This is a genomic window from Arcanobacterium buesumense (genome assembly GCF_012563545.1).
GTDB classification, from domain to species: Bacteria; Actinomycetota; Actinomycetes; order Actinomycetales; family Actinomycetaceae; genus Arcanobacterium; species Arcanobacterium buesumense.
This window is the reverse complement of record NZ_CP050804.1, coordinates 211,739-237,095: the sequence shown is the minus strand read 5'-3', so window position 1 is coordinate 237,095 and position 25,357 is coordinate 211,739. Positions and strand designations below refer to the sequence as shown.

23 protein-coding genes and 4 tRNA genes are annotated in these 25,357 nt (G+C 50.3%); 12 read left to right on the top strand and 15 right to left on the bottom strand.

Going from position 1 to position 25,357, the window contains the following annotated elements; genetic code table 11:
• Nucleotides 1-3: 3 nt before the first annotated feature.
• The 3 genes from HC352_RS01070 to HC352_RS01060 are packed head-to-tail and all read right to left on the bottom strand — an operon-like array spanning nt 4 to nt 2,812.
• Complete coding sequence (locus HC352_RS01070; RefSeq protein WP_168917188.1) at nt 4-786, bottom strand: endonuclease/exonuclease/phosphatase family protein; 783 nt, start codon at nt 784-786, stop codon at nt 4-6.
• Nucleotides 783-1,238 (bottom strand): peptide-methionine (R)-S-oxide reductase MsrB, encoded by a 456-nt coding sequence (gene msrB, locus HC352_RS01065; protein ID WP_168917187.1) that lies wholly within the window; start codon nt 1,236-1,238, stop codon nt 783-785. The genes HC352_RS01070 and msrB overlap by 4 nt, the downstream gene beginning before the upstream one ends.
• A gap of 2 nt (nt 1,239-1,240) precedes the next feature.
• Nucleotides 1,241-2,812 (bottom strand): mechanosensitive ion channel family protein, encoded by a 1,572-nt coding sequence (locus tag HC352_RS01060; RefSeq protein WP_168917186.1) that lies wholly within the window; start codon nt 2,810-2,812, stop codon nt 1,241-1,243.
• Between the two features lie 166 nt (nt 2,813-2,978).
• Between HC352_RS01060 and HC352_RS01055 the strand changes: the two genes are divergently transcribed.
• The 7 genes from HC352_RS01055 to HC352_RS01025 all read left to right on the top strand — a co-directional run bounded on the left by HC352_RS01055 (nt 2,979) and on the right by HC352_RS01025 (nt 6,222).
• Nucleotides 2,979-3,051: transfer RNA gene (locus tag HC352_RS01055), tRNA-Glu, on the top strand.
• A 45-nt stretch (nt 3,052-3,096) separates the two neighbouring features.
• A tRNA-Asp gene (locus HC352_RS01050) sits at nt 3,097-3,170 on the top strand.
• 38 nt (nt 3,171-3,208) lie between these two features.
• Nucleotides 3,209-3,284 (top strand) — tRNA-Phe (locus HC352_RS01045).
• Nucleotides 3,285-3,342: 58 nt separating this feature from the next.
• Nucleotides 3,343-3,416 (top strand) — tRNA-Asp (locus HC352_RS01040).
• Between the two features lie 80 nt (nt 3,417-3,496).
• Nucleotides 3,497-5,311 carry a murein biosynthesis integral membrane protein MurJ gene (gene murJ / locus HC352_RS01035; protein ID WP_168917185.1) on the top strand — a complete coding sequence of 605 codons (1,815 nt, stop codon included), beginning with the start codon at nt 3,497-3,499 and terminating at the stop codon, nt 5,309-5,311.
• A 120-nt stretch (nt 5,312-5,431) separates the two neighbouring features.
• Complete coding sequence (locus HC352_RS01030) at nt 5,432-5,875, top strand: phage holin family protein (protein WP_168917184.1); 444 nt, start codon at nt 5,432-5,434, stop codon at nt 5,873-5,875.
• A complete protein-coding gene (locus tag HC352_RS01025) occupies nt 5,872-6,222 on the top strand; it encodes a DUF3618 domain-containing protein (RefSeq protein WP_168917183.1) in 351 nt (116 codons plus the stop codon). The genes HC352_RS01030 and HC352_RS01025 overlap by 4 nt, the downstream gene beginning before the upstream one ends.
• Before the next feature lie 112 nt (nt 6,223-6,334).
• On the opposite strand, the gene HC352_RS01020 is transcribed toward HC352_RS01025, so the two are convergent.
• Nucleotides 6,335-6,526, bottom strand: coding sequence for a BldC family transcriptional regulator (locus HC352_RS01020; RefSeq protein WP_168917182.1), 192 nt, complete (start codon nt 6,524-6,526; stop codon nt 6,335-6,337).
• A 359-nt stretch (nt 6,527-6,885) separates the two neighbouring features.
• On the opposite strand from HC352_RS01020, the gene HC352_RS01015 reads away from it, so the two are divergent.
• A complete protein-coding gene (locus HC352_RS01015) occupies nt 6,886-7,119 on the top strand; it encodes a DUF3073 domain-containing protein (RefSeq protein ID WP_168917181.1) in 234 nt (77 codons plus the stop codon).
• Nucleotides 7,120-7,241: 122 nt separating this feature from the next.
• Here HC352_RS01015 and HC352_RS01010 read toward each other — a convergent pair whose 3' ends face one another.
• The 4 genes from HC352_RS01010 to HC352_RS00995 form a co-directional block, all read right to left on the bottom strand.
• Complete coding sequence (locus HC352_RS01010; RefSeq protein ID WP_168917180.1) at nt 7,242-7,610, bottom strand: sterol carrier family protein; 369 nt, start codon at nt 7,608-7,610, stop codon at nt 7,242-7,244.
• 104 nt (nt 7,611-7,714) lie between these two features.
• A complete protein-coding gene (gdhA, locus tag HC352_RS01005) occupies nt 7,715-9,052 on the bottom strand; it encodes an NADP-specific glutamate dehydrogenase (protein WP_168917179.1) in 1,338 nt (445 codons plus the stop codon).
• A 138-nt stretch (nt 9,053-9,190) separates the two neighbouring features.
• Complete coding sequence (locus HC352_RS01000; RefSeq protein ID WP_168917178.1) at nt 9,191-10,090, bottom strand: phosphoribosylaminoimidazolesuccinocarboxamide synthase; 900 nt, start codon at nt 10,088-10,090, stop codon at nt 9,191-9,193.
• A gap of 170 nt (nt 10,091-10,260) precedes the next feature.
• On the bottom strand, nt 10,261-12,111 hold the full coding sequence (locus HC352_RS00995; protein WP_211080684.1) for a phosphoenolpyruvate carboxykinase (GTP): 1,851 nt from the start codon (nt 12,109-12,111) through the stop codon (nt 10,261-10,263).
• A 372-nt stretch (nt 12,112-12,483) separates the two neighbouring features.
• Here HC352_RS00995 and HC352_RS00990 point away from each other — a divergent pair, with 372 nt between their 5' ends.
• Nucleotides 12,484-13,029 carry a hypothetical protein gene (locus HC352_RS00990; RefSeq protein WP_168917177.1) on the top strand — a complete coding sequence of 182 codons (546 nt, stop codon included), beginning with the start codon at nt 12,484-12,486 and terminating at the stop codon, nt 13,027-13,029.
• A gap of 115 nt (nt 13,030-13,144) precedes the next feature.
• Here HC352_RS00990 and HC352_RS00985 read toward each other — a convergent pair whose 3' ends face one another.
• Entirely contained in the window at nt 13,145-13,282 is a 138-nt protein-coding gene (locus HC352_RS00985) for a hypothetical protein (RefSeq protein WP_168917176.1), read from the bottom strand.
• Nucleotides 13,283-13,362: 80 nt separating this feature from the next.
• On the opposite strand from HC352_RS00985, the gene HC352_RS00980 reads away from it, so the two are divergent.
• The gene (locus HC352_RS00980; protein ID WP_168917175.1) at nt 13,363-14,373 is read left to right on the top strand and encodes a hypothetical protein; all 1,011 of its coding nucleotides are present in this window, start codon (nt 13,363-13,365) and stop codon (nt 14,371-14,373) included.
• Nucleotides 14,357-14,815: a hypothetical protein gene (locus HC352_RS00975; RefSeq protein ID WP_168917174.1), complete on the top strand. Its 459-nt coding sequence runs from the start codon at nt 14,357-14,359 to the stop codon at nt 14,813-14,815. Before HC352_RS00980 ends, HC352_RS00975 begins: the two co-directional genes overlap by 17 nt.
• 88 nt (nt 14,816-14,903) lie before the next feature.
• Here the strand turns inward: HC352_RS00975 and HC352_RS00970 are convergent, their stop codons facing one another.
• The 6 genes from HC352_RS00970 to fbaA form a co-directional block, all read right to left on the bottom strand.
• The gene (locus tag HC352_RS00970; protein ID WP_168917173.1) at nt 14,904-15,815 is read right to left on the bottom strand and encodes a carbohydrate ABC transporter permease; all 912 of its coding nucleotides are present in this window, start codon (nt 15,813-15,815) and stop codon (nt 14,904-14,906) included.
• A complete protein-coding gene (locus HC352_RS00965) occupies nt 15,815-16,765 on the bottom strand; it encodes a carbohydrate ABC transporter permease (RefSeq protein WP_168917172.1) in 951 nt (316 codons plus the stop codon). Before HC352_RS00965 ends, HC352_RS00970 begins: the two co-directional genes overlap by 1 nt.
• Nucleotides 16,766-16,830: 65 nt before the next feature.
• A complete protein-coding gene (locus HC352_RS00960) occupies nt 16,831-18,153 on the bottom strand; it encodes an ABC transporter substrate-binding protein (RefSeq protein WP_168917171.1) in 1,323 nt (440 codons plus the stop codon).
• Nucleotides 18,154-18,282: 129 nt separating this feature from the next.
• Nucleotides 18,283-21,297 (bottom strand): glycoside hydrolase family 2 TIM barrel-domain containing protein, encoded by a 3,015-nt coding sequence (locus HC352_RS00955; protein ID WP_168917170.1) that lies wholly within the window; start codon nt 21,295-21,297, stop codon nt 18,283-18,285.
• Nucleotides 21,294-22,952 (bottom strand): DUF4091 domain-containing protein, encoded by a 1,659-nt coding sequence (locus HC352_RS00950; RefSeq protein WP_168917169.1) that lies wholly within the window; start codon nt 22,950-22,952, stop codon nt 21,294-21,296. The genes HC352_RS00955 and HC352_RS00950 overlap by 4 nt, the downstream gene beginning before the upstream one ends.
• Nucleotides 22,953-23,192: 240 nt before the next feature.
• Nucleotides 23,193-24,215 (bottom strand): class II fructose-bisphosphate aldolase, encoded by a 1,023-nt coding sequence (gene fbaA, locus HC352_RS00945; RefSeq protein WP_168917168.1) that lies wholly within the window; start codon nt 24,213-24,215, stop codon nt 23,193-23,195.
• A 333-nt stretch (nt 24,216-24,548) separates the two neighbouring features.
• Between fbaA and HC352_RS09160 the strand changes: the two genes are divergently transcribed.
• Nucleotides 24,549-25,343, top strand: a complete 795-nt coding sequence (locus HC352_RS09160) for a type IV toxin-antitoxin system AbiEi family antitoxin domain-containing protein (RefSeq protein WP_369801249.1) — start codon at nt 24,549-24,551, stop codon at nt 25,341-25,343.
• Nucleotides 25,344-25,357 lie beyond the last annotated feature (14 nt).

The following is a 25,357-nucleotide window of genomic DNA, read 5'->3' as shown; positions in this document are numbered from 1 at the left end:
CTTTCACGAAATATCAATATGCGCTAGCAGTCCAACATGATCAGATATTGCTGTAGAAATGACTCTAGAGCTACTTGATGTGAGTCGGTAGCCCAACATGTGATCAATTTGCCACTTCGGATTGCGGCGCGGATAGGTCAACCCTGCCGCCAGAGGGACGCGTGGAATTGAATATTTGCTTGGGATCTGTTCCAGAACTTTAGATACGGCTGCTGGCCGCAGGTTAAGATCACCAGCTAATAGAAGCGATGAGGATGTGGCCGCACCAGGTATTTGCCAATATTGGGCAACTTTTTCATATCCGCGAGCAACAATATCAAGTTGATGCGGGGCGGCATTTTGGTCAATATCAAGGTGGGTAGTAGCCACGATAAGCGGCTTGTGTGGATGGTTCAGATAGGCATAGAGCGCCGTACGTGGTTCCGGCCAGCGGGCGCGCACTAGTTGCGCGCCCGCTGGCCGCTGAAGTGGTAGCACAACTGGTGGCAGGCGCAAAAAGCGCGCTGCCATGATCGACATTGTGCTAAGTATTGCTACGCCATATCCGAATGCGGAAGGAGCGTAAACATAGTGCATGCCGAGTTTTTGCGCTATTTGTTCTGCTTGACTAACTCGTGTGGCATTCCGAGTGGTTAATTGCACTCGGCGCCGCCCATCGACCTCTTGAAGCATAAGAATGTCCGGTGCCAGCTCTTGTAGCTCGTCTAATGCTTTGTTAAAAGCATGAGATTCACTGTTGGCGGATCGTCCATGCTCAATGTTGAGCGTCAAGCACCGAAGTGTCATTCGTTGTGGTCTTCTCCTGGTACGAATCGCAGTGCGACGGAGTTCATGCAGTAGCGCAAACCGGTTGGTGTTTGTGGTGAGTCGTTGAAGACGTGACCGAGGTGGGATCCACATGTTGCGCAGCGCACTTCGGTGCGAATTCGCGGAGCAAGAGAGCGATCTTCGATGTAGACCACGGCGCCTTTTTCATCTGGATCGTAGAATGACGGCCAACCGCAGTGGGAGTCAAATTTTTTGTCGGCGCTAAAGAGTTGGGCGTCGCAGGCCTTACAGTGGTAAGTTCCGGGGCGATTTTCGTAGAGCAATTCGCCGGTTCCGGGCCGTTCGGTCCCAGCTTCACGTAGTACGAAGAACTCCATATCGGTTAGTAGGTTGCGCCACTCTTGTGGGGTTTTGTTGAGCTTGTAGTTGATGTCGTCTGTTGGCTGTGGAGTTTGGTCGGCGTATCCCATGGTTATTTTCCTTCCTCTTCTTCGTCGATTTTTTGTTCGCCACTATCGGCTAATTTTTTCATATCGTCGGTCTGTTCCAGTTTTCTGTTGCGTTCTTCATAGACGTCTTGACCTGGCCCGGCATATTGTTCAGCGCGTTTTTCGGCTTCTTCTGAACCGTGGAAAATCGCTGATTGGTAGCCAGCGGGACCGTCATCATCGTCGTCGGGCACGACGGCGAACTCAGCGGAGGTTGTGTGTACCTGGAAGTCGTCATCTCCTACCCGTTGGGCAAGCGGCGTCCGGGAAAAGCTTTCCACTTCGGCTTGAGATATGACAACGGTTGAGGCGGTTTCTACAACTGCGGGGTCTGGCGTATACACTGGCGCTTTTACAGCTACGCGTTTATTGACTAGGGCTGCCGTGGCGTCAGTTACGGTCTTAAAATCGGGAGCTTCGTCGACGATTCTGCGATAGTGCGGAATGGCTTGCGGGGCTTCGTCTTGAATCCATTGAACCATTGCTTCGCGCAGGTAGTGGCGCAAGTCAATCATGGCTCCGGCGTTGGCGGCCGAAACGACGGCACGCATAAGGATTGTGCCGTCGACTGCTTCAGCTACTTGGAGGACGCCTGTGCGACCGTCCCAGAGGTCGGTGGCGTGGAGGAGGTAGTCAAGCTGTTTGCGGGCTTGTTTGACGGGGATATTCCAATCTACTTCCCATTCGACGACGCCCATCATTTCTGGGGATCGCCGGGTCCAGTTTTCGAATGGTTCGGCAGTCATTTTGGTTGATGGCACCATAATGCGTCGGCCATCCCACACGGCGAGGACGATGTATGTCAGGGTGATTTCTTCGACTGTTGCCATTGACCCGTTGAAGACGACGATATCGCCTACGCGCATTGAGTCGGAGAAAGCCAGTTGCAGACCGGCGAAGACGTTACCGAGTACCGATTGAGCGGCTAGACCGGCGACGACGGAGAGCAAGCCGGCCGATGCGAGAAGGGACGTTCCTGCAGTTCTTGCAGCCGGGAATGTGAGTAATATTGCACCGAAGGCTAAAACCCAGATGATTGCGCCGACGACGCGGTGAATGACTTGTACTTGAGTTTCGATTCGGCTGGCTCGTTCTTCGGAGGAAAACTCCATCCGAAGGTAGACCGATTTCACGAGGCCGTTGGTTAAGGCCACGATGGTTGCTGCCGATACGGCAATAAAGAGGATTAAGAATCCGTGATCGAATAACGGTAACCATTCGGGTGCGGTGGCATCGTCAAGATTTTTTGTTGCTAGATCGAAGCCGATCCAGGCGCCTAAGGTGATGAGTGTCAATCCTAATGGTTTACGTATCGTGCTGTGAACGGGTGCGTAATACTTGTAACGTTTGGCGAAGACGTGGCTGATCGACATGACGACGATTGTGGTGAAAGCTCCTATGAGAGCGCCGATAGCACCCGAAATGAGCACGCTTAAAACGTCAACCGTTGCTTCCACAACTGCTTCGGCTTTTTCGGCAGCTGGAGTATCCGGCGGGTCTTGCGCCAAGGGGGAGAAAAAATACGGCGCGATCTGGGAAATAATCGATACAGTCATGTTCCTAGCTTATGCTAAACCCGCGTACTATCAACGAAAAACAGGCTTCTAGCGAACAGTGACAGGCAACACACCTCATTCGTTTTGCATTCTGACCCGAAATCTGGCTAAGCTATAGGGGTTCCACTGACACGCAAGTGTTCGGAACGAGAGACCTTAGGGTTTCGCCCCCATCGTCTAGCGGCCCAGGACCCCGCCCTTTCACGGCGGTAGCACCGGTTCGAATCCGGTTGGGGGTACTACTTCCGTCAGGAAGTTAAGATATCGCAAGATATCGGCCGTAAGGCCCTGTAGCGCAGTTGGTTAGCGCGCCGCCCTGTCACGGCGGAGGTCGCGGGTTCAAGTCCCGTCAGGGTCGCTAAGGAACTCCCGGGAAACCGGGTGTTTTCTTATCTTGGCTCTGTAGCTCAGTTGGTAGAGCGTTCGACTGAAAATCGAAAGGTCACCGGATCGACGCCGGTCGGAGCCACCAGATAAATCCCCTGCCACGGCAGGGGATTTTCGGTCAAAGCATCGCCAGATGTTTCTCTGGCCCTGTAGCGCAGTTGGTTAGCGCGCCGCCCTGTCACGGCGGAGGTCGCGGGTTCAAGTCCCGTCAGGGTCGCTCTGAAAAGTCCCCTTGCCGTTATTGCAAGGGGACTTTTCATATCTCCCCTTCATCGTAAAGATCGGTACACTAGTTTCATGCACTTTCGTTCTCGAAACCGCTTCAATCCTCGGCACGGACAAGGATCTACTCCAGTATCTGGGACGCGGTCCATACGTACGCTAACGGCACCACACACAAGCACCGAGCCGTCAACGCCTCCACAGGCTAACACTGAGTCTCACGCACCGAAGACGTCGGCTGCGCGTTCGTCACTCATTATGTTTTTGGGTACGCTCATTTCCCGCGCACTCGGAATGGTTCGTTCGCCGATTTTACTCGGCGCTGTTGTTGGTGTCTCAACGCCGGTTGCTAATTCTTTCGATATTGCCAACAATGTGCCAAATTTGCTGTACGGCATTATTGCCGGCGGCCTAGTCAACGCCGTCCTCGTACCTGCTATCGTGCGGGCAACTGAGAAATCGCGGACTGACGGTGCTATTTTCATCAATAAACTTTTAACTTTTTCTTTTGTCACGCTCGGCGCAATGACGCTTGTCATTACGGCAGCAGCACCACTGATCGTTAATTTTTACGCCTCAACAATGTCATCTGAGTGGTATCAGTTAACGGTTATTTTCTCTTTTTGGTGCTTGCCACAAATATTCTTTTACGGGCTTTATGCAGTGCTGGGACAGATCCTTAATGCATACGAAAAGTTTGGGCCATATATGTGGTCACCGGCGCTTAATAACGTCGTCGCTATTGGCGGCTTAATCACGATGCTCGCTCTGTTTGGTCCGGAGGATTCAACGAACCCATCATCAGCAGCCGATTGGGCCGGCGCCCCCACCATGATCTTGGCTGGCGTATCCACTTTAGGCATTGTTGTTCAAGCATTAATCTTATTTGTCCCGCTTTATCGCCTAGGCATTCGCTATCGACCTGATTTCCAATGGCGCAATTCAGGCCTTGGTGCCGTGGGCCGGGCCGGGAGCTGGGTCTTGGCTCTGATGTTCACCGGCATGGTTCCCATTATGATTTTGCTTAATATCGCTGCTGGTGCAACCCAACGCGCGATCGACGCTGGACAAGACACAACGCTGGTAGCGGGCAATTTTATGTATACCATCGCCTATGCACTTTACTCGCTGCCATCTTCACTCGTAGCTATTTCGATTATCACTGCAGTCTTCCCCCGCATGTCCCGAGCCGCCGCACGTAACGATTTTGCAGCGGTGCGCTCCGACGTTTCTATATCTATTCGAACTATTGGTGTTTTTAACGTTTTAGCCTCTGCGCTTATTTTCGTTCTTGCTGTTCCGGTAGCAAAAGTTGTGACGCCGACGTCGACCTCGCAAGAAGCATGGGCGTTAGCCTGGGTTTTGGCAGCCCTGACTCTCGGACTAGTTTTCGGTTCAGCTGACGCAGTATTGATGAAAGTTTTTTATGCTTTCGAAGATACGAAAACAGCGTTTTTAACCGTCTTACCACTCCATATTTTGACTCCGATTTTATATCTACAAACCGTTTTCCTACCGCCACAGTGGACGGTTGTCGGCTTGTGTTTAGTCTCTTCCTTTGAAAATGTTATTTTCATTGGTATTCACGCGTGGGTTCTTCGTCGCCGTCTTGGCGGACTTGATACGCGACGAATCATCCGTACCCATCTCCAACTTGGCGGATTGGGAATCATCGTGAGCCTGGTTGGATACGCCATCATGTTAGGTTTCGGATATGACGCGGTAGCAAGTTCTTTCTCATTAGCCATAGTCTCGATTATCGTCGTTACGTTCGTCATGTCCAGTATCTTCGTCGTACTTTTAAAGCTTTCAAAAATGCCTGAAGGTGAAATTCTCCTCGGTCCTATTCGGGCGATTTTCCGCAAGATTCTTTCTCGCTCAAGGCGATAAACGTGCGTGATTGTGGGGAGTTTTACCCTAGGGAGTCGAACTTTTGAGCTAATTCGTGACAGAATAGGGACATAATCTTAATCTACCCAGGGGCTGGTATAGCCCGTGAAGGAGTAGTTCGTGGCTACTGAACATACCGATCCAGCGAAGAAGCTTGATGGCATAAAATCCTCAACCTCGCACGCTGGTAGTTCCATTGGTGAGCTGGTCGCCAAAATAACCAGTCAATTTTCCGCTCTTGTCCGTGATGAAATTAAATACACTGGCCTACAGGCGAAAACTAAAGTCAAACAGCTCGGCGCAGGAGGCGTACTTTTTGCTATCGCTGGCGTCTTGGCCCTCTACATGCTCGGCTTTTTATTTGCAGGTATTGCTTGGGCTTTTGCGGAACTCGTTCCGGTCTGGGCAGGGTACCTGATCACCGCCGGCATTATTCTCCTCGTCATTCTCATCTTGGCTCTTCTTGGTAAGAGGTCTCTAACGAAGGCTTCGCAGGCCAAAATCGCTCCTAAAGATGGGCTTGCTAAAAACGTTGAAGCAATCAAGAAGGGATTTGACAAGTGAGTAGCATTAACGAATCTGCCCGAGTAGCAGCGCAATCAAAAACAGCTGCGGATTATGAAGCCCCAGTAGGGATCGAAGACACCCGCTCAGCCGAAGAAATCCAACGCGATATTGAACGGGTCCGTGAGGAACTAACAGCAACAGTTAATGACTTGGCAGCTAAATTAGACCCTGAGGTTTTGAAAGAGGATCTTAAAACAGCAATGCTGGCGAAAGTTGATTCTATCAAAGCCAAGGCCCAGGCGCTTGCGCATGATGCAGCTAGCGGAGACATGAAAGCGATCGGCATTATCGCTGGCGTTGCTCTAGGACTTGGTGCTCTGATTGTACGTAAAGCCATGAAATAGTCACGATAAAAATCATGGCATTCACCGATTAACCATCGTGTCGATAATAGTTGTGTGGCCGAAGATCTCAGATCTTCGGCCACACAACTATTATCGGAGGAAACACTAAAGATTAATCAATTTCAGTGGTGTTGTTTTCTAGGATAGCAACAATGTCTGAACGACGGAAACGACGGTGCCCACCGAGAGTACGAATTGATGGAATCTTTCCGGAATCTGACCAACGAGCTACTGTCTTTGGGTCAACTCGGAAAAGGGCAGCAACTTCGGCAGGGGTCATAAGCTCAGTATCAAATTCAGTCATTGTATCTTTCCTTTCGCATTACAGTGCAATGTCATACAACTATTTGCCCCGTAAAATACGTGAATTAAAAAATTGTCCATTTCCATTATAAAATGAATATTTGCGCAGATATGTACGACCTAGAGTTGATTTATTCGATAAGCCGCACTACCTGAGATGTAGGAATTATTATCAATAGGTCACATCGCCGAATTATTCGATTGCCAAAATGCATTTCACAACAGTAATATCGTAAAAAATTCCCGCCCACGTAGAGTTTAAGTATCGATTCGTTGTAGAGTAGATCAACGAGAACAATTATGTACATGATGGGGCCACTCCGCGTCGCCCCAAGACGAGTTGAGGGGGGTCGGATCCCTATGGGACGCGGCCGTCAAAGAGCCAAACAACGTAAAGTTGCACGCGATCTAAAGTATTTCAGCCCGGAAACGGATTATGCAGCACTCGAAAGAGAACTCGTTGCAAAATCTAACGCTTCGTCTGCTGATAACGCCACCGATGCCTCGGATGGCGACTGGCCTGATTACGATTCGTATGAGGTGCCCCCAGCAGCCGATTGGGATGAAGATGATTGGACGCCACTGCATAAGTGAATCCAGCCAGAATTCTGATCCAGCCGGGCCGTAGTGCCTGGCTGGATCATTTCTGCGCTCATCTCATCGGTGAGCTGAGTTTCTTGCAACTGGAGCCATCATCGTCGTCATATCACTAACAACTATTCACTATGTTCCTGCCCTAATTGTCCTGGACCAAATAACGGTAGATACTGCATCACATCTGCACGAGCACCACTGGCCTGAACAACTCCTCCAGCAGGTTGCCCAGTAACAATGTTCAACCACGTCGGCCCATCCATTTCCACAACGTTTGGTGGAGTTCCACGAGTATGGACTGGCCCAGCAACTGCTTGCACCGCACCAATCCACGGAATACGTATTTCTACCGACCTACCCGGATGCCGACTAGCGAACTCCTCCAAAGCAAACCGCACTGCTGTGCGTAACTGTGGCGTTGGTAGTTCCCCTTCGTAAACATATTGGCGCACCAACGCCAATCCCTCAGCTGGATTCACTTTTCGTTTCATATCCGTTATCTTAACGACGATCCGATACCGATACCGCTCAAGCTAAAAATAAAACGGCCGGGCATGAATAAACACCCCCGGCCGTCATCGATCACATTGAACTATTAGATAATGCCTTGGTCAAGCATCGCATCAGCCACTTTCCTAAAGCCTGCGATATTCGCTCCTACCAAGTAATCCCCTGGTTTACCGAACTCGTGCGCGGTTTCTAGGCACTCACGGTGAATATCGAGCATGATCTTATCAAGTCGATTTTCTACCTTCACAAACGGCCACTGTGTTAATCCAGCATTCTGCTGCATCTCCAACGCCGATGTGGCCACACCACCAGCATTTGATGCCTTGCCGGGCGCGTAAAGAATATGTGACGCTTGGGCGGCTTCGATTGCTTGCGGGGTCAACGGCATATTTGCCCCTTCGGCAATAAGCTTGACGCCGTTCTTTACTAACGTAGCCACTTCAGCTTCATTCATTTCATTTTGGGTTGCACATGGAAGTGCGATGTCACCGGCAATCCCCCAGACCCGTTCTCCGGCCCGGAATTGCGCGTTAGGGCGTCGTTGAGCATAATCTGATACTCGACCCCGCTCCACCTGCTTAACCTGCTTGAGAAGCTCAACGTCGATCCCGTCTGGATCGTAAACTGCGCCCGAGGAATCCGAAATAGAAATCGGCTTGGCCCCTAACGACTGAGCTTTTTCAATCGCGTACGTTGCCACATTCCCTGATCCGGAGACGAGTACTTTCATCCCCTCCATATCAAGGCCCTGCTCGCCGAGCATGGCCTGTGCAAAAGTCACCAGACCATAGCCAGTTGCTTCAGTACGTGCCAACGAACCGCCCCAATTTAAGCCCTTACCAGTGAGCACACCTGCTTCATTGCGGTTCGAAAGGCGTTTGTATTGGCCAAACAAATACCCAATTTCACGTGCTCCTACACCGATATCACCTGCTGGAACATCAACATCTGCCCCAATGTGACGCGAAAGTTCAGTCATGAATGCCTGACAAAAGCGCATGACTTCACTGTCCGACTTGCCGTGTGGGTCAAAATCCGATCCACCTTTGCCACCGCCGATGCCCTGGCCAGTTAACGCATTCTTGAAAATCTGTTCAAAACCCAGGAACTTCACAACAGACAACGTCACCGATTTATGGAACCGCAAACCACCCTTGTAGGGGCCGAGTGCTGAATTGAATTGGATACGGTATCCTCGATTAACTCGGACATGACGTTGATCGTCTTCCCACGCCACACGGAACATAATCTGGCGTTCTGGTTCAATTACTCGGGCAAGAATTTCTGCATCTTGGTAATCTTTGCGCGCTATTATAAGCGGTTCAACCGAATCGATGACTTCTCGAACTGCTTGCTGAAATTCAGGCTGGGTGGGGTTACGTTGAAGAGATTCTTGATAAACCTTTTCAATATCTGCGTGCATATTATGCTCCTTCACGTTTTCTTCTCATGGACAGATTAAACCCTGAAGGGCACATGTGAAAAGACTGGAGAGTATTGTTCAGATATTCATCTCACCATATGGCACACCATATGGCACACACCGGTGAGGTGAATCGAGTTAATCTGTTCCGGTGAGCATACGAACCACTGTGCGATATCTTTCCTGCGTAGCATTGACTAAATGTTGTGGCAGTGGCGGTGGCGGATTACCAGAATCTCGATCCCAACCAGTGTTGAGTAGCCAACGGCGCACAAACTGTTTACCCATAGCTGTCTGCGCCCGTCCCGGCGCATAATCATCAGTGAGCCACAAAGTTGCCGAATCGGGGGTTAAGACTTCATCTGCAAGAACAACGGAATCGTCACCAGCATCAGCTGAACTGCCAAATTCTAGTTTGCATGAAGCTAAAATAATTCCAGCTTGTGCACAAATCTCATGGCCCCGTTCATAAGTATCAAGTGAAATTGAGCGAATAGTGCGCGCAACATCTAAACCTACGATGTAGGCAAATTCTTCAAAGGTAATATCAACATCATCTGCCTCAACTGCACCTTTACGCGCCGGTAAGAATAGTGGCCGAGGTAATTGATCGCCTTCTTGCAAGCCAGCCGGTAACCTTATCCCGTTAACGGTTCCGTTCGTATGATATTCCGCAAGCATCGTGTCGGTTAAATATCCCGCAACCGCACATTCAACGGGATACATTCGCAACCGCCGAACAATCATTGCCCGGCCCGCCACCTCAGCTGGCACCTGGGCCGGCGTAACATGCGTAGCAACGATATCTTTCAGCTGGTCAAACCACCATAAAGTGAGTTTGGTCAGCATCTCCCCTTTATCTGGGATAATCGTAGGCACAACCCGATCACGAATTGAGATACGGTCTGAAGCAACCACAAGCATGGTTTCAGTCCCAGCATGCCACTGCTGATCAATAGGAATATACATATCGCGTACTTTTCCAGCATAAATACGCGACCAACCGGGGATTGAAACTCCACCTGCAAATGCGACCATGGTTCCTCCTCCATTGGACTGAACACTTATTTCATTTTACCTTCTCTTGACTGAATCTTGCCACGCTGGAGCCTAAAAGAACCCCAGATCACGTGCATATACAAAAAATGAGTGTGGCCCGGAGAAATATCTCCGAGCCACACTCAGATCTCTAGCTAGAACGAGAGAATTCAGGCCTTAGCTACAGCAATGCGCTCACGAAGAGCATCAAGTTCTGCACGAACAGCTGCTGGAACCTTGTCGCCGAACTTGGCGAAGTACTCTTCAGTCTCGACTGTTTCAGCTTCCCAAGCTTCTGGATCGAGGGTGTACATCGTCTCCCAGTCAGCTTCAGAAACACCGGAGCCTTCAAGGTTGAAGTCTTCACGCTTCGGGTAAAGACCAGTCATACCTTCGATAGCCTCAACTTCACCAGCTACGCGGCGAACGATCCAGTCGAGAACACGGGAGTTGTCGCCGAATCCTGGCCAAATGTAGTTGCCCTCAGCGTCCTTGCGGAACCAGTTGACCTGGTAGATCTTCGGGAACTTGTCACCGAGCTCTTCTTGCATTTCAAGCCAGTGGCCCCAGTAATCAGCCATGTTGTAGCCACAGAATGGGAGCATTGCGAATGGATCGTGACGTAGAGCGCCAGCCTTGACATCAAGAGCTGCTGCGGTAGCTTCTGAAGCAACCGAAGCACCAATGAAGACACCGTGAGCTGGGGTGTACTGCTCAGCAACGAGTGGAACGTTGGTTGCACGACGGCCACCGAAGAGAATTGCGTCAATAGCAACACCTTCTGGAGCTTCCCAATCAGGGCAAATAATTGGGCACTGGGATGCTGGAGTGGTGAAACGTGAGTTCGGGTGAGCAGCTAGCTCGCCAGACTCTGGAGTCCAGTCATTACCATGCCAGTCGATCAAGTGATCTGGGGTCTCGCCGTCGATACCTTCCCACCATACATCGCCGTCGTCGGTCAATGCGACGTTGGTGAAAATGGTGTTGGCCCGCATGGTTTCCATAGCCATTGGGTTGGTCTTGTACGAGGTTCCTGGAGCAACACCGAAGAAGCCAGCTTCTGGGTTGATAGCGCGCAAGCGGCCATCTTCACCAGGACGCATCCATGCAATGTCGTCACCAACGGTCTCAACCTTGTAGCCCTCAATGGTTGGCTGCAACATAGCAAGGTTGGTCTTGCCGGTAGCGCTTGGGAATGCACCGGTAACGTGGAACTGGCGACCAGTCTTCTCATCAGTTAGACGCAGGATGAGCATGTGCTCTGCCATCCAGGTGTCCCGACGAGCCATCGTTGAAGCAATACGGAGTGCGAAACACTTCTTACCAAGAAGTGCGTTGCCGCCGTAACCAGAACCGAAGGACCAGATTTCATTGGTCTCTGGGAAGTGGGTAATGTACTTCTCATCGTTGCATGGCCATGTGGTATCTTCCTGACCCTCTTCCAAAGGTGAACCAACAGAGTGAACTGCTGGAACCCACTGCTTACCTTCAGCGATTAGCTCGAGAGCCTTGATGCCCATGCGGGTCATGATACGCATGTTAACAACAACGTATGGGGAGTCAGTGAGCTCGATGCCGAGCTGGGAGATTGGGCCACCCAATGGACCCATCGAGAATGGAATGACGTACATGGTACGACCATGCATTGCGCCACGGAAGACACCCTTCTCTCCAATGAGGGTTTCCTTCATTTTCTTTGGATCTGCCCAGTGGTTGGTTGGGCCAGCATCTTCTTCCTTCTCAGAACAGATGAAGGTACGGGACTCAACGCGAGCCACGTCCGATGGAAGCGAACGAGCGAGGAAGGAGTTCGGGCGCTTTTCTGGGTTCAAGCGAGTGAACATTCCGGATTCAACCATCATCGAAGTGAGGCGATCCCATTCTTCCTGAGATCCATCTACCCACTCGATATTCTTTGGCTCGGTCAGGTTAGCTACCTCGGTAACCCATTCGACCAAATCGGCCGGGGCAATCGATGGCGCACCTTCGCGGACAGCCTCAATAGTGTACATGCCAGTCATCCTTTTTCCTCCTAGAGTTGACGACGACGTTTGGTTTTTATGCCAATAACCATGCTACCGGGATAGTGCGATTATTACTGGGACTATCGGACCCGAGTATTACTGATTAAACAAAGAGCACAAACTGAAAGACCACTCTCCCGCCATTTTCTCGAAATAAGGCCGATCTACTATTGTTCGCTAAAAGATGATGAGTGACGCAACGCACTATCAACAGTTAATAATGTATCGACACACCAACCCCACCTCAACACACTAATATTTCAATACCCACTCGCCACTATTGCCACAATTGCCAATATTGTCTAAAATCACCTATGAAAACGTTAAAAGGAATTCCTATGGCTTTACAACAAAAAAATTAGCTCATTTATGCTTGCCACAGCAGCCGCATTATCACTCAGCGCCTGCCATTCAAGCCTCGATATAGACGTTAATCCTAGCGGTAATATCAGTTCGGTAATTTACATTAACGACGACGAAGGCATACTGGCCACATTAGGAGGCGGGGAAACTTGTGACGACCTGCTCACCACAGTAAGAGTTCAGGCCAACCAAAGCAATGATGATATTCAAGTTGAAGACACCAGCACTGCAGGAAATGCGGAATGTCGCTTTTCTAGCGCGTCCGATGGAAGCTTCATCAAGGGTAAAAACTTATTAGAAACCGATGATACCTATATTCTCAAAATCGATGCCATCGAGGATATACAACCCGATCAGACTCAAATGCTTGATAGTGCAGGAACGTTCTCACTGACCATTACTATGCCAGACGATATCATTAAAGCCGAGGGAGCTGAGATACATGGCAATCTTGCCACTTTCACATCTTTTAGCTCCATAGCTAATGGAGTTTTTGTAGAAGGCTTAAAAGAAGACCCGAAGGCTTCTACAAGCACCGGAGCAACAACGTAAAAAGACAGTGCACAAAAATCACGCTCATCGTCTTTCTTGTCAAGTGTCATTATTGGAGGCATAGTTGGTGGCTTGATTGGCCTCATCCAGATGTTCTTCGTTCGCCGAAGGAACGCTACTCTGGCACCAATCCCACAACCCAATCCACAATCGCCAACCAACCCAGAAAAACAAGACAATAATCAGGACGAAGAACCATATCTTCAATAATCAATCGCTTCAACACATAGTGACCCCAGAGAATAATCAACATGACCTTCCTCTGGGGTCACTATTTAACTATTCATATAATAGACTTTTGACAATACGCTAATCAAAACTTGAAAGGCCATTATGAGACTGCCACGTAAACTATCAGCCTACGCAATGACCGCCGTCGTTACCCTTTCCCTTGGCGCCTGCCATCTGGATGCCGGAGCAGGTATCCACGAAGATGGAACCGCAACCATCGCAATGGAATTCCACGATCAATATGGAATCCTAGGCGAACAAAACATTTCTTCATGTGACGACTTTGCCAACCAAGTCATTGCCGAAATGCGCAACAACCCAGAGTTTTCTGAACTCCCCGGTGACGAAATCGATAAGGCTCTACAACAACTTAATGTCTCCGAAGTACCATCTGAAGGAGGCCTCGGGTGCCGAATCAGCTTTGTCACCCCCGATTCCATCATTGATGGCGACAAAATCAAAGAAACCGATTCAACATTCATTCTCGACATGCGCGAAGGCACCAATGGCGAGATCCCAGCCGAAGCACAAATGCTGATGGACTTTGTTGAAGTGCGAATCGTCGTCGCAACCCCTGGTAACATCCTCAAGGCTGATGGGGCAACAATCGATGGCAACCGGGCAATCTACGAAAACCTTGAACCCATCATCGCCAACGGTATCTACGTTGAAGGCGAAAAGAGCGGAAATGCGGATTTCACTGACCTTTTCGCGCCAGCCAACGCCTCTCATGGCGTGCCAATTTGGGCGTGGATTGCTATCGGACTTGGCATCGTCGCACTCATTGCAATCTTAGTGTTCTTCATGGTTCGCAAGAAAGAACCAGAACAAACCGATATGCCATTTCCGGGCTATGGCTTCACCCCGCATTACGATCCTGGATCAGTAACCCGCACCCCAATGCCATCTGAGCAACCAACAATTCCAACTCAGAACACCTCGCATACCCAACCATCGGCACCAGCAACACCATCAGCACAGCCGATTCCTCCTATGCAATCACATCCCGGAGCAACCGAAGACCACTTCACACAAAGTGCTCCAGCACCGGATACAACCCCGATGCCGGAAACTGGTAATCTCGGAGAACCTACCGATGACGAACTCCGCTAATCCACACATAACTCGAGACGCACTTGCAGTCGGCCTTGGAGTCACCGTTTACTATGCCTGCCCGGATATGATTCGTTCCCGGGTGGCACGATTCTTCGTGAAATCCGTGGCAACCATTGTGCCGGCCGGCATTGTTGCCTCGTCACAGCTTGACCAACACAAGCTCAAGATGTGTTCGCGGGCGACGGAAACAGCTACTTCTGATGTCGCAACCGACGCCGAAGAAAACTCCGAACAACTAGAGATGACAGCACCCGTATTCGTCACCTTAGGAGCGATACTGGCTGGCTCAATATGGTTATCGGTTCTAACTGAACGAGCAATATTCCGACGCGGCGAACGCCGTCGTGCCAAAGGTAAACGCTTCGCGCACTCCCGGTTTGCGATCGTTGCTGGACTAGCCTCTGCAATCACCAGCTACCTGGAAGTTCGCGATAGCTAAACGTTAACCAATAAAAGGTGGCGTCAATCAATAAAGTGGTGGCCACGAACGCTGTAGCGTTCGTGGCCACCACTTTATATTCGACTACTCAGCCTTTAACAGAACCAGCCGCAAGGCCAGACTGCCAGTACTTTTGCAGTGCAAGGAACAAGACAATCAACGGGAGAACACCCAGCAGGGCTCCCAACATGACCGCTCCCTTTTCTGGAGCGAAATAGCTCATCATGCCATACAGACCAAGAGTTACTGGTTTAATTTCATCGGCTGTCACCATCATCAATGGCAAAAGGAAGTTGTTCCACGTCCCCACAAAGATGAACAAGAAGATTGTGACCATAGCCGGCGCCAACAAACGCAATACCATGGTGAAGAAGATGCGAGCTTCGCTAGCTCCATCGATTCTTGCCGCCTCGATGAGTTCAGTTGGCACAGATGTTTGAGCATAGACTCGGCCGAGGAATACCCCGAACGGGCTCACACAGGCCGGAATGATAATGGACCACATAGTATTTGTGATTCCCATGTGGTGGAAAATAATGTAGAGCGGAATAGTCAGGAGCGCAGCTGGCATCAACAGACCAGACATGATCACACCCATCGTTATTCCCTTGCCAGGAAACTTGAACTTAGCAGTCGCATATCCGGCCATCACCGAAATCAACGTTCCCACAACACCGGCAACAGTTGAATACAGCAGAGAATTAAATACCCACCGCCAAAACATTCCACGCGTCCAGACCATAAGCGTGTCATGGTTTTTCAACAAGTTGAAATCGTCAAACCATAACCCGTTCGTCGATACCAACTGAGAATTTGTCTTGGTCGAGGCAACGATAACCCAGTAAACCGGGAACAGGAAGTACACCAAAGCAAGCAGTAGAACTGCTCGAGTGATCCACCGAGCTACTGCAGATGGCGCAATTGAACGAGCCGGAATTCCCTCGCGCGACGGAGTGTATTCAGTACCATCGCTCAGCTTCTTTGTCATGATTCTTGCCATCAGTCATTCACCTTCCGCTCAATCAACGCATAGACCACAGCCAATGCACCCGCAATCACTGCCATGACAATCGATATTGCCGCAGCAGGGCCATCACCAGACGGGGTGAACTGGCCAATCATCGTGTTATAAGCCATCATCATCGGGGTATAGTCAGCGCCCATCCACCGATTCACAGTAGAAAGAACAGTGGGCTCATTGAACAACTGAATCGTGCCAACAATTGACAGAAGGACCGACAGAAGTACTGCTCCACGTACCATTGGAATCTTAACTTTTGTCACTACTTGGAACCCAGTAGCGCCATCAAGTCGAGCAGCTTCTTCAAGCTCAGTTGGGATTGCTTGTAGCGCCGCCAAGAAAATCAACATGTTATAGCCGGTGTACGTCCACGTCGTCATATTCGCCATTGAGAAGAAAATAAGATTCTTACTCATAAGGTCTACATCTAGCCCCAACCAATTCAAGATCGCAATAAGTGGCGAAATTTCTGGCGTATAGATGTAAAGCCAAATGATTGCAGCCACGATACCGGGGATAGCAAACGGTAAAAAGTAGCCGAGCCGATAGATCGCAACGTATCGCACCAGCAATGAATCAAGAACAAGCGCCAGCGCCAATCCAAGTAGAATCATGACAGGAACCTGGACGAGGGTATAGAGAATAACCCGCAAGATTCCCATCCAGAAACTACTACTTGTTACCGTGTTGTAGTAATTTTCTAAACCAACGAACTCTTTAACGAGCTCGCTTCCGCCGTAGAGTCCGCCGCCGTCAGAGACTTCTTGAAAGAACGACGAGTATATTGAGGCGCCAATAGGCAAGAGAAAAACCAATATAAAACCCGTCACAAACGGAAGCATAAAAATCCATCCGGTTCGTGCTTCATGACGTTCTCGTGTACGTCTATGCTGTCTTCTCGAACTATCGATTGTTAATGCACTTGTCATAATTGCGCCTCAATATATTCTTTATGTCCCTTAAAATCTCGTCTCTTTCGGCGGCGGATTACTCGTTACTCGACAACTGGTAGTTTGAGATTCTTCAGAGTGTTCATTGCCTCTTCTTGCGCAGCTGCAAAAATATCAGCAATCTTGCCCTTAGAATCAATCACATTTGCTGCGGTATCTACCATCTTCTGGCCAACCGCAGAGTAGCCTGGAATGTACTGGAAATCAGGGTTCAGACCTTCGTTAGCCTTAGCGAGCTCAGCGAAAACATCCTGTCCACCAAACTGGCGCTTGATCTTTTCTGGGGTTGTCACATCACCCTTAGCTGCGACAACAAGACCCTGTGTTGCAAGGTCCGTGGTCTGGGTATTGAACCAGTTATTAAACTCCATGGCCTCATCTACGAACTTGCAGCCCTTCATAACAGCAACACCCGAGCCGCCATCTGGACCAGTCTTCACACCTTCACCGAAGTCTGGAAGTAGAGCAACTCGCCAAGTGCCTTCAGCATCTTCTGGAACAACTGGATCAAGCATGAAGCCTGCTTCCCAAGCAGCACCAATGTTTCCAATGATCTTCTTGTCAGTTAGCGCCTTGGTGTAGGCGTCATCCCAGCGGTTAATTGTGCTTACTGCCTGTGCATCAATGAGCTCTTGCCAGAAGTTAGCAACGACCTCAGAGCCCTTGTTTTGAGTGTTGATCTTCCACTTATCACCCTCAGTGGTGAACCATGGATCGCCAACTGCAGCGGCCTGTGCCGATAGCCAGTGAGCAGCTTCATCTGGCTCGAAGTTAAGAATGAACTTGCCTTGCTCCGCCGCCTTCTTAGCAGTCTCCTTCAGCTCATCAAGTGTTGTTGGAACTGACAGCCCAAGAGCATCAAACTCTGCCTTGTCGTAGAAGTAGACAAGCGGGCCAGTATCTTGTGGTAGGCCTACAACCTTTCCACCAGCGGACATCTGGCCATAAGCACCCGAGAAATTATCCTTGTACTTTTCAGCCTGCTTGGTAACGTCCTCTACCATGCCCTTAACAAAGGCTTCTGGAACTTCAGAGTAGCCAAGCTGTGCGAGACATGGAGCAGTGTCTGTTGCGACATCCTTTTGAAGCTTCTGGAAAAGATCAGAGGCTTTACCATCGAACTTAGTTGCCTTAACCATCATATCTGGATGGTCTTTATTCCATCGATCTACGATCTCTTGGACTTTGACCATGCCTTCTCCGTCTGGAAGACGGTGAACATATTCAATCTTGACGTCCGACTTTTCATCAGCCGCCGACGGTGCCTTAGCATCCGAATCTGACGAACAGCCCGCAAGACCTGCGACTGCAAGCGATGTTGTAGCCAAAACAGCAGCGACTTTGCTGCGACGCGACAGTGTTGTCATAATTTATCTCCCCTTTGAGTTCAGAATGAATAATCTGTCTGCCATTCCACTATACCGCTGTTCACACAAAAGTGAACTCGGTAACATTAATAGGCGATTTGTCGTAGTATTTTTCTCCTTCGACGACGATCATCCCCGCTTCATATCCACGGTGATCGTCACGGCCCGTGGCGTCCACGCAGAACGCGGATAGACATCTGGACCACATGTTCGAGAACCTAAGCCATGCTGACCGCCATCGATATAGAGATGCCAGAACTCCTCAGTTGTCGCCAACTCATAAGGATGGCGGGCCGCGGTTAACTCAAATTCGTCATACTTATGCACACTAAACGATGGATAGTAATCCGAATACTCCGGCAAACTAATATGCGGATGCGCATTAAGGCTGACGGTGTACGAGTCATAATTTAAGGTCAGCTCACGCATACCAATCCGAGTCCCGTTTTCCTGCGGTACCGCATATTCGAATTCCAGATCTTGCGGATCAGCATCAAAATGTCCCAGTGTCACCGCTTGGCGAGAATCCACATACGCCTCACCCGGCCCATACCCCAACCAAGACACATGTTGTGGACGCGGAATCGCAAGGTGAATACCCGTTCGTGGCCACGTACCTTTCCACCCGGCCGACGGCATGACATCCACCGAAAGTCGAACACCTGGTTCGTCGTCGAAAACACCCCATTCCCAATGCCAGGCCACGTTCACCCGCGAAGGGGACTGATCGCTCGCCCATACTTCTTCGCGCACAAAACATCCACAATATTCATCGCCCGAAAAGTCCGTCTGCCACTCGTGACATACCATTTTGTCTAGCCCGGAAGCACGCCACACATCAGCTGACGACGGCGCACCTTCTAAACCAGCACCCCACGTGTTACCCGGACTTGCCAAACTAAATGACCCAAATCCACGCGACTCGTCATTATCCGTTGGCGCCCGCCACAACGACGGCCGAATATCAGACACCGGAAGATCAAGGATACGACTTAGCCGATCACCGTCGAACGATACTAACGGCTGCGAAGCCGGCGTAACCGATCCATCAGTCGGATAGCTCAACGGCCGTACCTGCGGGCGAATCTGGACACGGCTCACCTCCCAGCCTTCTTCCTCCCACGAGTTCCCTGGAACCGCAACCTCGTTGCGACACGAGACAAGATCAATCACAACATCAGGCGAAACCGAGGCGTTCTCCCACACAATTGTTTCCCGCTCCCCCGGCGCCACATCATGCTCTAACACACCCAAACAAGTATCACCAACATAGACGCGCGTGGTGAGAATACTAGACCGCTGTGCATGGAAACGATTCCGGACTTCGACAATCAACCGCCCGACTTCTGCCCTAGCCACCAACTTCACCGGAGCATACACAGCCTTAAGCTCAGCCAACGCCGGTGAGGGAACGTCGTCAGAACGAACCAAACCGTCCATCACAAAATTTGAATCGTGCGTACGCTCGCCGAAATCTCCACCATAACCAAAGTATTCCTGGCCGTTATCCCACGTGCGAAGCCCATGATCGCGCCACTCCCACACAAAACCGCCATGATACTGTTCATATGTGTCGATACACTCGTCATAGTCAATCAACGCACCCGGCCCATTGCCCATCGCATGAGCATATTCGCAATTAATCAACGGGAACTGGCGCACATGCCCCCAAACTGCAACATCGGAAATCGGCACGTCGCCGTCTGCCGAACAGATGGCATGAATCTGCTCTAACGGCAAATACATGCGGGAATGAATATCAGTAATCCGCCCATCGTAATCTCCTTCATAATGGATCGGCCGAGACGGATCTTCCCGGCGAATCAGAGCCGCCGAACGAGCCAAATTTTCCCCATATCCGGACTCATTACCCAGCGACCAGATAATAATTGACGGATGATTGTAGTCACGAGACACCGTACGCAATGCGCGATCTTCATACACCGCACGCCACTGCGGAGAATCCGTCGGGTTGCCTACCCAGTCGCCGAAAACAAATCCGTGGCTTTCTAAATCGACTTCGCATACTACCCAGAAACCAAATTCGTCTGCCAAATCGTAGAACCGCGGGTCATGTGAATAATGCGCAGTCCGAATAGCGTTGATATTGTGACGTTTCATCATGGTCAAGTCACGGCGGAGCTGGTCTGGATCGAAGGTGCGCCCCTTATCTGGATGAGTTTCATGGCGGTTAACACCACGTAGCTCTAGCTTCTTACCATTGAGCAAAATCCGCGGTCGATCCCCGTGGAACACCTCGACACGTCGGAATCCCACCCGAATCGTGCGTTCATCTACCGCATTTGTGAGCGTAATGGGATACAGGTGTGGAGCATCTGGACTCCACGGCAAAGCAGATTCGACGACGACGCTCTCCCACCGTCCAGAACGTAGCACATACTCGCGCTCCCCTATTCGGCAAGTGTAGCCGTCGTCGTCGCAATCAACGCGAATATGCAAAGTGCAAGCGCCAGTGTGCGGATCATAATCTCCATGAACACGAACATCCCGGAAACTTCTTGCACGTTCAACATAAAAATCAACGTCTCGGAAGATGCCGGCCAGCCACCATTGATCTTGGTCTTCAACATAACTCATCGCCGACCATTGGCTAACAATCACCGAAATCGTATTTGTACCTTCCCGGATTACCGAAGAAATATCGACTTCATGCATGAGCCTTGAGCCGCGCAGGATAGCGACCGGAACACCATTAACCCGGACTTGTGCAATGGACTCAGCACCAAGGAATCGAATAATCGCCCGCCCGCCAGAAGCGATCTCTTGGAGAACTTGGGCTGAGACTTCAAAGGTGCGCCGATGCTCACCCGTTGGATTGTTTTGTGGCACATGTGGCGGGTTAAGTGCGAACGGGAATTGCATATTGGTGTAGATCGGCTTGCCCCGAGTCCACAGCAGATGTCTCTGCGCGTCACGTTCGGAGCTGAAAACCCAATGACATGGAAGCGTAATAGTTTCCCACGGGAGAGATTCATCTATCTGGGCACTTGGATGGAGACGAAACTGCCATTCGCCGTTCAATGAGAGGTGATGCAGATAATCCGTGGCTGGGCGCCAGGTTCGTGGAGGAACTAGGATACCAGTGGAGGCGGAAATCTCTTGGATATGCTGTTGCGTGCTCATAGTTCCTTCGCTTGTTCTTGTAGGTGAGTTTTTATCGCTAAGTTGAGACGTTCACGACGACGGATCAGCTCGCGTTCCGGAACCCATCCGTGCGCATAATCCACATCATGATCTGGATCGATAATATCGAGTACCGCATCGCGACCAATAAGTTTCTCAGCATATTGGCAGACGGCTAAATCTTGGAAGCCAGCACCGACCATACGGTGGCGAATACTTTCCCACACCTGTCCTTCTGGCCCCGGGTAAACAATGAATGGATCACCGGAAATGAATCCACCACCCGCATCATTTTCCCAGAATGGGTCTACGTATCCGGTAGACAATTGCATATTGTAAAAATTGTATCCCCACTGTAAGAATCCGCGAGTTCCTGCCTTATACAGTTGAAAACCGATGTGGCGGTGGCGGTTAGGGCGCTGGGCGATAAATTGATTAGCAAGCCGTGTTTCTTGGCAAACACAGTAGTACACCCATTCTGGTTCGATGTTGTTGGCACGAAACTTATCAATCGCATCGGTGGCGACGACGGCGGTATCTACCAGTTCGTGATAAGCCACGTCGGATAGCGCATCAATGACTTGGCATCCGTCAAGAAGATCAAGTACTTGGGCTCTAGCTGCTACATAGGTGTCCACATTGTCTTCAGCTGGCTCATCAGAGATATGGAAGTAGAGCGAGGATGGCTCCATGTGTTCGCCGAGGAAGTGGCGAACGAACGGAATCAGTTGCTCAAGAAATGTGCGATATTCCGGCGCGGTAGCAGGTGTTTCCCAGCCGAATGTAGGGTGAACATCGTGGCCGTCCCGAATATAGAATTGGGCACACGCTTGTGCTCCCCATTGAGTAAAAATATGAGGGATTTCAATAGCGCTAAAACCATGTTTCTTCACAAGGTTGAGCCAACGCACTGCCCGCGATGTATCGAATGAATATCTACCATCACCCTCGCGGGTGATGTCTAGTAACTGGGTAGGCATGCGACGCTGACCCGGGGCAGTGTCCAACGGCGGGGTCCACAATGGCATGAGCAAACAATTGACATGCATTCGCCGGGCTGCAATCATTTGGTTTTCAATCACTTGCCAATGGTCTTCACTCCATACCGGCACCCCTGCCACATGAGCTAACGAGTCGCAATGGAACCAACGGGTATTGACGATATCCGGTTCTGGAATTGTTGCCGGAATGGTTGTCACCTTGATTGCAGGCAATGCTATTCCCGCTACCGTGACATTAATTTGTTCCCCAGGATTTAGCACTGTCACCCATACGCTATTCCATCCCTGGTGACGTTGCGGAGCGAGACATAACCATGTTGTTACCTCATCCTCGTCACTGTGCTTATTCATCGATAATGGGCGCAAAACATCTGATACTAGCGCTGGAGCGGAAATAAGATATCCGTCGTCGTCTCCCGTGAAATATGGGGTAGAAACCGGAACGAGCATCGCTTCTTCACACTGGACGGTCGCACCCTCCCCAGCCGAAATTGTGATCGGTGCAGTTATTCGGGTGATTCCTTGCGGAGACTCATTCCATGCGATCTGAAACTGAAATAGTTCATTACTCAACCGCGTGCGTGAAAGTTCACCTGAGCAAGGACGTTGTGTAGGAAGAATTTTTGTTAGCTCATCAACGATGAGAGCCTCCATGGCCCAGCCTCCCCAAGCCGTAAGCTTGACACTAGTTGGGAAACACCCTTGTTTCCATTTTGATACTTCGGATATTTTATTCGTTCATCCGATACTCCTGCAACCGTTCACCACCTGCAGGATCGGTCTTCGCTTGATATACCAACGATTAAGCGAAGGCGGGTATTCGGTTGAATACCCGCCTTCTTTAAGCTTGTTAGCGCACTTAACGCAGTACGCTAGGCGTGTGCGTGATAAGAATCAGCGCATCTTTGTTCCGACGGAACCAAGGCGCTCACATGCTTCAACAACGCGAGCAGCCATGCCAGCTTCAGCAGCCTTACCCCACGAGCGTGGATCGTACTGCTTCTTGTTGCCAACTTCGCCGTCAATCTTAAGAACACCATCGTAGTTCTTCAACATCCAGTCAGCTACTGGACGGGTGAAGGCATACTGGGTGTCAGTATCAACATTCATCTTGATAACACCGTTGCGAACAGCGGTTGCGATTTCTTCAGCAGTTGAGCCAGAGCCGCCGTGCATAACGAGATCGAATGGGGATTCCTTGCCAACCTTGGCGCCAACTTCGGCCTGAATTTCGCCGAGGATTTCTGGGCGAAGCTTGACGTGACCTGGCTTGTAAACGCCGTGGACGTTTCCGAAGGTAAGAGCGGTAATGTAGCGACCTTTTTCACCAAGGCCAAGAGCTTCGATGGTCTTGAGGCCATCTTCTGCGGTGGTGTAGAGCTTTTCGTTGATTTCGCCAACGACGCCGTCTTCTTCGCCGCCAACAACACCGATTTCTACTTCAAGAATGGTGTTTGCCTTAACAGAAAGCTCAAGGAGTTCTTTAGCGATTTCTAGGTTCTCTTCGAGTGGAACAGCTGAACCGTCCCACATGTGGGACTGGAAGAATGGCAGGCGGCCAGCCTTGACTTCTTCAGCTTCGAGCTCCATGATTGGACGGATCCATGAATCGATGTTCTGCTTTGCACAGTGATCGGTGTGAAGTGCGATGGTAACATCGTAGTTCTTTGCGATCTCGCGTGCGTATGCAGCCATGCCGAGGGAACCAGCGACGCGATCCTTAACAGTGGTGCCGGACCAGTATTCTGCACCGCCGACGGAAACCTGGATGATGCCATCGGACTCTGCCTCAGCAAAACCTTGGATTGCAGCGGTCAAGGTCTGTGAAGATGTAACGTTAATTGCTGGGTATGCGAACTTGCCGGCCTTAGCGCGGTCAAGCATTTCGTTGTAAACCTCTGGGGTTGCGATTGCCACGGGAAATACTCCTCTTGTAGTGGTTATAACTCTTTCATTATCGCACTATTTATGCTCATTTGTTAAGCCCTCAGTCCTGTTCGTGAAATAGTGTGCACTATGGCATTTTTAGCTCAGTTTTATACTGGTTTCCGTACCAGTGTTATCGACCTACACTTCGGCATCTCGGCTACCGTGCATTCAGTTTGCATATCTGACAGATAATCGTCAGAATTCCTCCAGTCCGTGCAAAAATGCAAACTCTATGCTCACTTGACCGATTACAAGCTCCTACAGACTGAACCTTGTGGAAAACTTACCGCGCAACAACTGGAATTTTTAGACAATTGATGAATGGGTGGGATCTTTACCTATCAACAATTAAGAGCTGCTGGCTACTCTCGCCGGGCAATTGACCGTTTGGTCGGCGCTGGTGCACTCTCGCGATTTGCTCGCGGTTGGTTCGCAGACCATAGTGCAGATCAAAGCGAAGTTCGTGCTATCGCAACCGGGGGCAGAATCACATGCATTTCCGCGTGTCGCCTATTTCCCCTGTGGATACCACCGATAGCGTCCAAGAGCCTACACATTGCTTATCATCCTCGGCGTGGAAACATAAAATCACCAGCGCATGCACTGTGTCACCGACAATCCTTCGCCACGGATCAAGTTCGGCTCGATCTCCCTGATATCATCTCCGCGGTGTTCCGCTGCTGTTCGCCCGAGACCTCTCTCATCATTGCCGAATCCGCAGTCAATAACCGGCTTCTGTCTGTTGATGCGGTTTCGGGTCTTATTGCACAACTACCTGCCAGAACTCGCAACAAACTTCTGCGATTCTCGCCCACTGCACAGTCAGGAAGTGAAACGCGAGTTAGACTTTTCCTAGAAAAACACCACTATTCACTGACTCCACAGGCATACATTCCTGATGTGGGATTCGTCGACTTACTAGTTAATCGGCGAACAATAATTGAATGCGACGGCCGTCAATACCACGTTTCCGAAAGTACATTTGAAAACGATCATCGACGAGATCTTGCTGCTCAGCATTCTGGCTATCGTGTTGTTCGCCTGTCATATCAACAAATTTGGTACGACTGGCCGCAAACTCAGCAGAAATTATTAGATATCCTAAGGCGTCAATAGCAGCCTTTGTGCAT